Below are 10196 nucleotides of genomic sequence, written 5' to 3' on the forward strand. Positions count from 1 at the left end.
ATACTCATGTCGTGCGCCGAAGCGGTGCCTCGAGGAGCAGTTGCAGCGTCTTTCGCTTGCGCCTTATTCGGGCAATAATCTCCGTCACACGCGACGGCGACAATCCGAATTGCCGTCCGAGTGCCGCATAGCTTGCCCCTTCGCTATGCAGCCTCTCCATTTCGGCATTCCGGGCATCCTTCACCGTCATCGATCTTGTCCTCATATCGAGATCCCCGACGGCGTTTCGCCGTTGGACCGGTCCTCCCAGTATCGCGCCGCGAGATCATCACGCAAGTAGAAGTTCATTCTATGTTCCTGTCCGCTCTCCGGCTTCGAATTCTTCTCGTTCTGCCACTCCGGCGAAGGACGCTATAGCGATCCACGGCTTTGACTGGCTTTGGAACAAGCTTTTCTTCATGGTCCGTCCGCATCATGGATATGGAAAGGGGAATGGCCGGCCGATGATCGAACAGGAACAAGCCAGCTGGAAATCCCGTGACTATTTCGCCGAAATGTATGTGGCGGGCCTGATGGCCGACGCCGGCTGGAACCTCTATTTCCCGCACCGCGACCAGGGGTTCGACATGATCGCAACCTATGCTGCCGCCGACGGTATGATCGTCCGGCCAGTCCAGGTGAAGGGCAAATATCCGACCGAGGGAAAAACAGACAAGGCTCGCTACGGTTATGTGGGTCCGATCACGGCTTTTCATGACGACATGATCCTGGCAATCCCGCTCTTCGCAGGGCTCGAGGATCCTGCGCCGCGACACATCGCCTGGATGCCGCGCAAGGCCATTCGTCCCGCCGCCCAGGATCGCTGGCGATGCGAACCGGCGCGCTTCGTCGATGGCTTGCCAAAGCCCCGCGACACTTTTCTGGGATATTTCGACCAGGTGGGATTAATGCGCTGGGTCCTGCCCACCATCGATCCGATCCTGGCGGACTAGCCGCCGCGATGCCGCTAACCTTCAACATGCTGCTGCGCTCGGAAGGCATCGATCCGGCCGAGGTGCGCCTGCTCCGTCATCAGACCGAGAAGGAGCGTGGCCGCACACCTTATTCGCTCTGGCGCGACGATCCCGCTGCCTTCGAGCGATATCAATCCGTCCAGGACGTGAAACAGCGCAGCCATTTCCGCAGTGCCTTTTGGGCGAGCTTCGTGGCGCCGCCCGGCGGCGGCACCCTGTTCGTCGGCCTCTATCGGGTGAAGCTGATCGGCGCCGTCGCGGTCGGTGCGATCGACGCCTTCACCGGGCGGGGCATCGGCGAGGAGAAGGGCTGGGCGCAATATGATCAATATGACTGTATATTGATGCCGGATCTCGCTGACTATGTCGGCCGCCTGTCCATCCATTGGGGTGATAGCGCGAGCAGCCGCCGCGCCTGGAAGCAGCGGGCGGAGCTGCGCGACAAGCCGATCGTTGAGCTCTTGCGTGCCTTTCGCGAGGATCCCTTCCCGGGCTTCACCAATCTCGTCCGTCCGCTGTCCGAGGTCGAGACGATACCAGCGGCGTGGAAGGAAGTGCTCGCCGCCAGCCGAGGGGTCTATCTGCTCGCCTGTCCGCGCACGCGTGAACATTATGTCGGGTCCGCCTGCTCAGCCGGAGGGTTCCTCGCGCGCTGGCGCGATTATGTCGCGTCCGGTCATGGCGGCAATGTCGGCCTCAGAATCCGCGACCCTTCCGATTTTACGGTCAGCATCCTCGAGGTCGCGGGGTCGGCCGCCTCGGAGGCCGACATCCTTGCCATGGAAGCTCAATGGAAAGCGAAGCTTTTGAGCCGCACCATCGGCCTCAACCGCAATTGAGTAGGTGCGATGCGACCTTGCCCCTCGGTTGCCAGCCCGGCAGGAGAATACGGCCATGATGCGCGGTGACGAGATCGACCGGGAATTCCGGGCCATCGTGTTCGACTTCTTCTATTGGTTCTCGCGCTTCGAATTCGCGCTGAAGGAAAGGCGCTATCTGAAGTCGCATGTGGTCGGACGGAAAGCGGAACCGAGCTGGAAGGAATTCTGGGAAGCCCATGAAGGTGCGTACAAACTGACGCCCGCAGCCAAAGCGCTCATCGCGGCAAAACCCGAACGGCAGATCGTCGGCGAGCCCGACCATGATTTCGAAGAGCCGCCGATCCCCGAAGATGCCTCGGACCTCCAAGCACTGACGATATACGTCCGGACGGTCCGTAACAACCTCTTCCACGGCGGCAAGCATGGGCTTAGCTATTGGAGCGATCCGCCGCGTACCCGTCTTCTCCTCACGACCACGATCACCATTCTCGATGAGCTGGCCAGACTCGGCGGTTTTGGCGGCGATTATGATCTCTATTACTGAACCCCATGGCTCTCCGCCCGAACCCACCGCCTATTTTATCGATGAGAGCGGCCATAGCGGCGATCTCGCAGCCACCCGCGCGCTCGATTTCGCCGATCAGCCGGTCTTCGCGCTTGCCTGTATCGGCGTCGCCGATGCAAGGGCGCTCGGCGCCGAGATGGAACGCCTGCGCGGTGTCCATGGCTGCGGCCCGGGCGAGCTCAAATCGGCCATGGCGCGCTTGCCCCGGTTCGTGACCGACCTCGCGGCCTATCTGAAGGCGCGGGACTGCCCGGTCTTCATCGAGCTCGTTGACAAGCGCTTCTTTATCGCCACGCATGTTGTGACCTATCTGCTCTGCGGCGGGCTTGGCCTGGGCCAGGTGCCCGAACCTGTTCGCAACGCCGTCGCCGAATTCCTGACCGACGAACCGGCCGACGCTCTCCTGCTCGGCTATCTCGCAGCATGCCGCGAGCCGTCGCTCCCGGCTATCCGCGTGCTTCTCGATGAGCTGTGGGCCTGGTTCGACCCTCGGACGGAGACATCGCCAGAGTCGGCCAGTTTCTCACAATGGAAGCCCGAGACCGTGCCTGTCGGGCCGACGCCGACACAAGGGCCTTCCTGCCGCTGCCCGACCGGACCGAGTCCGACCGGATGGTCTGGATGCTGCCCAACCTGACATCGCTCGCTCATATCTATGGCCGCATCAACCTGTCCCGTGCCGGGGGTCTCGAAGGCGTGAGCCTCGTCCATGACGAGCAACTCCAATATGGCCGCGTTCTTGCCGACACCAAGGCGGCGATGGATGACCTCGCCCGGCAGGGGCCTGTCATGCATCTTCCCTTCGCCGACTATGACGTGTCCGGCGCCGCCGCGTTATGCTTCACCGCCAGCACGAACGATCTGTGCTTGCAGGCCAGCGATCTCCTTGCCGGTTGCGCCATGCGGTTCGCGCGCGATGCCGCGGACAAGCGGCGCCGGCTCGATCCGTCGCTGCGCGAGGCCTTTTTCGCGCTCTTGAGGCTCACCGACGCGTCCAGGGGCCACGGTGTCAATCTCGTCTTCACCTATGCGGCGCTGGGCCGGATGGGCATACCGGTCCACCGGGCGTTCTGAACGCCTTGTGGGAGGGAGGGCCTAAAGCGGCCAAACTTCGCGGGGGAGCGTGAGATGATCCATATCGAACCCCTGATGACGCGCTTGAGCGCCCGACGTCCGATCTTCCACTCGGAGGCGGACTTTCAGCACGAACTGGCGATCGAACTCCGCGCCATGGATCCCGCGCTCGCGCTGCGGCTCGAATATCCCTTCGGGCTCGGTGCGCGCGCCAGCCTCGATATCCTGCTCCGAAAGAAGAACGTACTGGCCGGCCTCGAGCTCAAATATCTGTGCCGCGCCGCCGATGTCTCGGTCGCCGGCGAGGCGTTCCGCCTGCGCCATCAAAGCGCGCACGACATCCGCCGCTACGACGTCTGCAAGGATGTCGTCCGCATGGAGGCCTTCTGCGAACGCTTCGGCGCCACCGGCGGCGTCCTCATCCTCACCAACGACCCGGCCTATTGGTCGCCGCGCCGGCACGCCGACACGTTCGACGCCGCGTTCAACCTCGCCGACCTTCGGGTGCTTGGCGGCACGCTGGCCTGGGCCGAGGGCGCCGGCTCGGGAACGACCAGGGGGCGGGAGGTGCCGCTGGCAATCGCCGGTAGCTATCCGCTGGCTTGGCGCGACTATGCCGATGTCGGTGGAGCCGGCGGCCGCTTGCGCTATCTCTTTATCCCCATCGGCTGCGTCGAAACCCGAGGCGCCGCGGACGCTTGAGCATCGCGTCGTAGCATGTCGTCGCTATTTTCAGCCACGGCTCCGCTAGACCCAGACCGCGGAGCCATAGGCACGTCGGAGCGCGCGACGCCGCTCTTCTTCGCGGCGGGCCTGCGCCCGGGCTCCTTCGGGCCTGATCTCGCAATCAAGATCGTAGAGCGACGCCTTGGCCATGTTGAAGCCCGCATTGAGAGTCTCGCGGCCAAAATCGTCGGTATGGGGCTTCGCGTCGAACCCGGCATGGATTGCGGCCGCGATCAGCAGGCCATTGGGGACATAGACCGGCCCGAGCTTTTCGCCGCCGGGATAGCGGCATTCATAATTCTCGGCGATATGCTTCAGCCAATAGCTGTTGGTCGCGGGCCGGATCGTTTTCGTTCGTTCGACCCGCGCGACGAAGGCGAGACTGGCGAGGAAGGGTTCGGCCGAATGACCGCTGACCAGCTCGGCCCGGTCGTCGTCGAAGCGCTGGCGCCGCACCGCTGCCGTGTCGTCCGGCTGCCATTCGCCGATGCCGAAGCCGCTAGCGGTCAGCGTCGGATAGCGCTCGGCTACCTGCTCGAGTGCAGCCTTGGCGACCGCTCGGTACAGTGCCGTACCCGGACCGTGGAAGTCATGCTGCGCCAGATAGGCCGTAAACGCCGCGCCATCGGCGACGGCATGATGACCCGCGTCCGTATTCGCCTTGAGCGACGCATAGGTCCGGTATGCCAGCCCCCGCGCGAGCGCTTCGCAGCGGTGCGACGATTTGACCTCGGGCAGCGCCTTGGTCAGCGAACGTTTGACCGCATCGACAGCGGACGCAGTGACGGAAATGGACAGGGTGAACATTGAGCACCTCCAGGAGGGGCATGGCCGTTCGCCGATTACGCAGCTGCCCGGTGGAAGGGTGCCTCGGGATCATGATGCAAAAGCTCGATGGTCTTCGGACGTTTGACCCGGCGACAGGTCACAGGTGTCCAACCCGAAATGCGATATAGGAATCCCGGTTCGGCGCCGCAAGGGGCTGCGCAGCGGTTCGCTCTGAACCATTCCGCTGACGGAGGTGAGCGAGGACGGCTGCCCGCTGGCGCGGGCACCGCCGCTCTATCTCCGCGTCGCTCGCGCGCCGCTCCGACCGAGCGCCGGCTGCGCCGGATCTCGGCCCTGCCGGATGACGATAGGCTCCCGGGGGAAGAAAGGCGCGGGGTGAAGGATAGGGTGGATGTGGAGATCAGCGGCGCTAGCGGAAAGGCCGCGGACGGCGGTCGGCCGCGTCGGCGGAGGCCTCGAGATCGGCAGCAAGCTGACGCAGCGCCCGTGCGGCGCCCAGCCGTTCGAGGCCGTCGCCATGCGCGGCCGCGCTGCCGCGCTCGGCGCGGGACCGCGCCAGCCGCGCGACCGTTCGCATCGTCTCCGAGTCCATGGGTGCGATCATAGCGCCCGAGCCACCATGAAGCGAGCCTCGGTGCGGCGGCGAAGGTGAAGATCCCCTTGCGCGTCGGCACGCGGCCGCGGCGGTGGGACAGAGAGGAGAGAGGGCTTTTGGAAGGTGTCGCTTGGGACTGGCCTGAGCGACATATGTCAAAGGAAAGTCTCATGAATATCGGTGAATTCAACGTCCGCAATGGCCGTCTCCTGGGTTCGATCGCCACCCGCACGATCGATCTGCCGCGCCTCGGCCTCCGTCCCGTCGAAAGCGACAATGACCGCGCCCCGGTCTTCGAGATCATCGCGCTCAATGTCGGCAATCGCTGGGTCCAGGTCGGCGCACTCTGGGAAGCCGTCGCCAAGCACACGACCGGCGAGGTGTTTCTCCAGGGCTCGATCGACGATCCGGGCCTCGCCGAACCGCTCCCTATCGCGCTCTTCGGAAGCGATGAGGATGGCTATCGCGTCGCCTGGCGTCGCCCGCAGCGGCGCGACGATTTCGGTCCCGCGATCCGCTCGGGCCGCGCCGGCGATCCCTCGGGGGATCAGGGCGGCTTCGGCGACAGCACCGCTGGTCGCGACGGTGGCGTGATGGGCGACGAGCAGCCCGTCGATGACGAGATCCCCTTCTGACGGGCGGCTTGGCCGGGCCGGGGGCGTTCGCGCGCCCGGCCCTTTTCTCTTCTTTCATTGGAAAGGTCAGGACATGACGCACAGCCGTCCCCCAAGCATCGACCGCTTTGCCGACCTCAAGCAGCTTTATGCCGAAGCGATCGCCACCCCCGAATTCCAGGCCGCTTTCGGCGACCCGATGCCTCTCTCGATCATCGAGGCCGGGGACGAACCCGGCGAGCATGACATGCCCGAGCCGATCGCGGCGCAGGCCGAATGCGGCGGCATCGTCGCCGCCATCTTCGATCTGTTCACCGGCACGCGGCTCGAGCCCTTCGCCCCCGACATCGCCTGGGGCATCGTCAATTCCTTCCATTTCGTGGCGGGCAAGATCGAACGCCGTGAAGATGCGGTCGCCGGGGACCTTGGCGAGCTCGCCCGCCGCCCCGATCTCAGCGAGGTCTATGCGACGAGCCTCGAGGAGAAACAGATGCTCTGCCGCTCGCTCGCCGAGCAGCGCGGCGCTCTCGAATGCATGCGCGATTATGCCGCCGAGATGTACCGCGCCCTCGCGGGCTGGCCCTGGTCCCCGGCCAGGGGCTCGCGCGTCTCGACCGTCGCGACCGCGAGCCAGGTCGCGGTGCAGGACTTCCTGCGCGAACGCCAGCTCGCGGCGCGCGAACGTCATCTGCCGCAAGGGCCGATCATTGTCTTCTCCGGCCCTGCCCAATGGGAGAATTGGCAGCCGATCTGGGCGAGGCTCGACGCGATCAAGGCGCGCGTCCCGCACATGACGTTGGTCACGACGGGCCAGCGCAAGGGCGCCGACGCGATCGCCGCGGCATGGGCCGCGCGCCCCGAAAACGGGGTGCCGCTCGTCGCTTATGGTCTCTATGGTTCGGGCAAGAAGATCGCCTTCAACCGCAACCGCAAGCTCGTCGACCTAAAGCCGGTCGAGGCCTTGCTCTGTGAAGGATCGGGCCTCCAGGCCAATCTCTATCAGCTGCTCCGCAAGGCCGGCATCCCAATCCACGCCTTCCGCAAGACCGACGCGGCGATCCCGGCGGATGCGCCGCGGCGCCCCGGGGCCGCCGCCCCGGCCGCGCGGGCGGCGTGAGGGGGCCATGGCGTTCCCCGCGCGCTGCCGCGACACTTATGCCCTGCTCCTGCGCGCCGCCGAACGGCGTGACCTGGCGCTGATGGAATGCACCGGCCGCGCGACGGGCGCCCCGGTCTATGTCCTGTGCGAGATGCGGCGCGAAGGCGGCGGCCATGTCATCACCCCGCTTGCGCATCTCCATGACGGCGACCCCGCCGAACTCATCTGGCCACCGGGGCACCAGCCGACTCCCAGTTGAACCTCAAGGGCGACCCTCCTTTCGGAGTGGTCGCCTTTTTTGTTCACTCGGTCAGCAGAGCGAGCCGTCGAAGCGCGGCAGCGAGCGCCTCGCGATGCGTGTCCGCGCCGACCGCGTCCGGTACGCCGGTCGCGCGCAGCGTCACCTTGGTCCCGCTCTGTGCCGCCTCGATCAGTGTCTCGAACGTCATGGCGGCGATCTCGCGACGGTCCTCGCCGAGAAAGCGGACTCTCTCCAGTACCCGTTCGTCCGCCAGGAAATCGACGAAATGGCCCTCGACGAGGTCCTTGCCAGGCGCCGACACACCATGAGCTTCATCCGCGTAACGCAGCTCCAGGCGATAGCCGCCGCCGGCCCTGGGATCGAGCGCCGAGAAGCCGCCATCGACCCCTTCGGGAATCCGCCACGCCTTCAGCGTCTCCGGGTCGAGAAAGGTCCGGAAGAGCATGCGCGGGCTCGCCAGGATGATTCGTGACGTGCTGTCGACCCGTTCCCCCTGTTTCGGCGCACTCAAGACCTGTCATCCTTTCATGGCTACCCCGGTGCCACAGGGGCGGGGTGATCGTTGGTGCCGCCCCCCGGTCTTTTGAGGGTGGCGCCTGGGGCGCACCATTTGCGAATCGGGGGCATCGAGCCCCCGCTTCGCAAGCCTCTTCTTCTCTCTCAACTCTTTTCAGCATGGCACGGGGACGGCGCCGGCCTCAAGGACGGCGGGGCCCCACCATTTTCCTTGGCGGGGCGGGTGCGGCGCCTGTCCTTCGGGCCTCGGTGTCCGCCAAGGAAAATCGTGACCCCCACCGCCGCTTCGCGGCCCGCTGCGCGGGTCCTTGACCCCGTCGCCCGGAGCCCGTGCCGGAAAGAAGACCTCTTTTGTTTCAAGGAGGTTCTCATGACGACGATCAAATATACCCGTACCGCAGACGAAATCGCCGACCTCATCGCCGAGGAAACCGCAAGCCCGGCCTTTGAACAGGCCTTTACCGAAACCGGGGGCGGCTTTCGGATGAGTTACGCCGAGGACGAGACCGACGCGGCGATGCCGCTCGCCCGCGAGGCGGAGCTGGCAACCGAGATGGTGGTGCGCACCTTCTTCGACCTGTTCCGCGATACCCGCCTCGAAAACCTCGCCGACCGGATCGCTTGGGGCATGGTGCACAGCCTCCACAAGGTCGCGGGCCAGCTCGACGGCGAAGCCGACAAGGCGGCGCTCAAGGTCCGGGACCTCATCCGCGACGCCGACGGAAGCGAGGTGTTGTCCGCCGAACTGGAGGAGGCCCAAAGGCTCTGCCAGTCCCTCGATGAAGCGCGCGACGCGATCGACTGCATGCGCGACCATGCCGCCCGCTCCTTCGCCGCCGAGACCGGCCGCCCATGGTCGGCGCCACGGGGATCCCTGGTGTCGAGCAAGCGCACGGCTTCGGTGGTTGCAGCCGCCGACTTCCTCGCCGCCCGCCGTCAGCAGCGCATCGACCGCCACGCGCCGAAGGGGCCGGTCGTGCTCTTCTCGGGCGGCCAGAAATGGGAGGATAGCGGTACTCTCTGGAACCGGCTCGACAGCATCCGCGCGCGCGTGCCCATGATGGTCCTGGCAACCACCGCGCAGGACAAGGGCTGCGACGCCATCGCCGCCGCATGGGCCGCGAGCCGCAAGGTGCCGCTGGTCGCCTTCACCCTTGCCAAGTGGCGGAACATGGGGGACCGGGCAGGGTTCGCGCGCAACGACGCGATGCTGGCCTTGAAGCCGGTGGAAGCGATCGTCTGCGAAGGCAGCGGACTCCAGTCGCACCTCGCGCGGGGCGTGCGGGCTAAGGGCATTCCGGCGCATTTCTTCCGGCTGTCCGATCAGCGCCACGCCGCCTGAGGGCGGAAAAGGGCCGGTCCGGGCTTTCCCGGATCGGCCCTTTTTCTTGTGCGGGAGGACATTCGCCGAGCTCCAGGACCCCGTATCGGGGTCCATCGCCCGGCGATGCGATGCCGCGCTTCGCTGAGCGGCATCGGCCTCCTGCGCGCGGCTCCGCCGTGCTCGTCGCAGGGACGCCGTTCCGGCGATGACCGGGGTTCAGGTAGCAGCCGCCGGGAGCGCCTTCAGCGCTGCCACAGCGGCCGCACCGCCCGCCCTGGTCGCGAGGACGAGCACGTCCTTATACTCGCGTTCGGTCAATTGTTCCACCGGGATTTCGGCAGCGAGCGCGCCATAGCGGGCGCGGATCTGGCGGCGCACCGCCTCGGCTTCGTCCGCGAGCTTCCTCTGGTCATTGTCGATCTTTGCGAGACGTTCGCGGTCGGTCATCTTGGGCATGAACTGTTCCTTCGAAAAGAAGGTCCGCCCGCCGCTCTTTCTTATCCGCAAAATCACCCAGTGACGCAAGGACATAGGATGGGCCGGCGTGCCGCCGGCCGAAGAGAATGATCCCCTCCGGGGGGCCCCGCGCCTTCCGGCACGAGGCGGCGCAGCGCGAAAAGCGCTGCGAAGCGAGGACGCACGCCGCAAGGGCGTTTGTAATGCACCGTACGCACGGGTGCTGCGGGCGCAAAATCGCCGGAAAAGTGCCGGTTTTGCGGGTCACAAAATGGCGGACGCGATGTCTCCGATCGTCCGACGGCGTCTGACCCTTCCGCGCAAGAAACGGGCTAACCCGCTGATATCATGCGTCATACTGCGTCTGACGCCGGCAGACGCGATAAGATGTTGAGATCATGG

At 65.7% G+C, this 10196-nt stretch carries 15 protein-coding genes; 10 read left to right on the forward strand and 5 right to left on the reverse strand.

All coding sequences use genetic code 11. From position 1 onward, the window contains the following. Window positions 1–4 precede the first annotated feature (4 nt). Entirely contained in the window at window positions 5–190 is a 186-nt protein-coding gene (locus ATE67_RS21295) for a hypothetical protein (protein ID WP_156416892.1), read from the reverse strand. 253 nt (window positions 191–443) lie between these two features. Here ATE67_RS21295 and ATE67_RS03400 point away from each other — a divergent pair, with 253 nt between their 5' ends. From ATE67_RS03400 to ATE67_RS03425, 6 genes are all read left to right on the forward strand, one after another. Beyond that, a complete protein-coding gene (locus tag ATE67_RS03400) occupies window positions 444–932 on the forward strand; it encodes a hypothetical protein (protein ID WP_058540022.1) in 489 nt (162 codons plus the stop codon). An 8-nt stretch (window positions 933–940) separates the two neighbouring features. Next, complete coding sequence (locus ATE67_RS03405; RefSeq protein ID WP_058809145.1) at window positions 941–1792, forward strand: GIY-YIG nuclease family protein; 852 nt, start codon at window positions 941–943, stop codon at window positions 1790–1792. Between the two features lie 55 nt (window positions 1793–1847). Beyond that, on the forward strand, window positions 1848–2318 hold the full coding sequence (locus ATE67_RS03410) for a hypothetical protein (protein ID WP_058815266.1): 471 nt from the start codon (window positions 1848–1850) through the stop codon (window positions 2316–2318). Continuing rightward, on the forward strand, window positions 2302–2976 hold the full coding sequence (locus ATE67_RS03415) for a hypothetical protein (RefSeq protein ID WP_058809143.1): 675 nt from the start codon (window positions 2302–2304) through the stop codon (window positions 2974–2976). The genes ATE67_RS03410 and ATE67_RS03415 overlap by 17 nt, the downstream gene beginning before the upstream one ends. After that, entirely contained in the window at window positions 2961–3413 is a 453-nt protein-coding gene (locus ATE67_RS03420; protein ID WP_058815267.1) for a hypothetical protein, read from the forward strand. The genes ATE67_RS03415 and ATE67_RS03420 overlap by 16 nt, the downstream gene beginning before the upstream one ends. Window positions 3414–3488: 75 nt before the next feature. After that, entirely contained in the window at window positions 3489–4115 is a 627-nt protein-coding gene (locus ATE67_RS03425) for a hypothetical protein (RefSeq protein ID WP_231728034.1), read from the forward strand. Window positions 4116–4160: 45 nt separating this feature from the next. Here the strand turns inward: ATE67_RS03425 and ATE67_RS03430 are convergent, their stop codons facing one another. Beyond that, window positions 4161–4946 carry a hypothetical protein gene (locus ATE67_RS03430; protein WP_058809140.1) on the reverse strand — a complete coding sequence of 262 codons (786 nt, stop codon included), beginning with the start codon at window positions 4944–4946 and terminating at the stop codon, window positions 4161–4163. Between the two features lie 391 nt (window positions 4947–5337). Next, window positions 5338–5532, reverse strand: a complete 195-nt coding sequence (locus ATE67_RS03435; protein WP_231728035.1) for a hypothetical protein — start codon at window positions 5530–5532, stop codon at window positions 5338–5340. Between the two features lie 161 nt (window positions 5533–5693). Between ATE67_RS03435 and ATE67_RS03440 the strand changes: the two genes are divergently transcribed. From ATE67_RS03440 to ATE67_RS03450, 3 genes are all read left to right on the forward strand, one after another. Then, entirely contained in the window at window positions 5694–6158 is a 465-nt protein-coding gene (locus ATE67_RS03440) for a DUF736 domain-containing protein (RefSeq protein ID WP_058809138.1), read from the forward strand. 73 nt (window positions 6159–6231) lie between these two features. Further along, a complete protein-coding gene (locus ATE67_RS03445) occupies window positions 6232–7254 on the forward strand; it encodes an SLOG family protein (RefSeq protein WP_058809137.1) in 1023 nt (340 codons plus the stop codon). Between the two features lie 7 nt (window positions 7255–7261). Continuing rightward, a complete protein-coding gene (locus tag ATE67_RS03450; RefSeq protein WP_058809153.1) occupies window positions 7262–7495 on the forward strand; it encodes a DUF6117 family protein in 234 nt (77 codons plus the stop codon). Window positions 7496–7538: 43 nt separating this feature from the next. On the opposite strand, the gene ATE67_RS03455 is transcribed toward ATE67_RS03450, so the two are convergent. Continuing rightward, the gene (locus ATE67_RS03455; RefSeq protein ID WP_156416893.1) at window positions 7539–8009 is read right to left on the reverse strand and encodes an SRPBCC domain-containing protein; all 471 of its coding nucleotides are present in this window, start codon (window positions 8007–8009) and stop codon (window positions 7539–7541) included. 375 nt (window positions 8010–8384) lie between these two features. Here ATE67_RS03455 and ATE67_RS03460 point away from each other — a divergent pair, with 375 nt between their 5' ends. Continuing rightward, a complete protein-coding gene (locus tag ATE67_RS03460) occupies window positions 8385–9356 on the forward strand; it encodes a DUF2493 domain-containing protein (RefSeq protein WP_058809135.1) in 972 nt (323 codons plus the stop codon). Window positions 9357–9554: 198 nt separating this feature from the next. Here ATE67_RS03460 and ATE67_RS03465 read toward each other — a convergent pair whose 3' ends face one another. Continuing rightward, window positions 9555–9794 (reverse strand): hypothetical protein, encoded by a 240-nt coding sequence (locus tag ATE67_RS03465; protein WP_058539864.1) that lies wholly within the window; start codon window positions 9792–9794, stop codon window positions 9555–9557. Window positions 9795–10196 lie beyond the last annotated feature (402 nt).

Origin of the sequence: Sphingopyxis sp. H050 (genome assembly GCF_001468265.1) — a bacterium.
GTDB lineage: Bacteria > Pseudomonadota > Alphaproteobacteria > Sphingomonadales > Sphingomonadaceae > Sphingopyxis.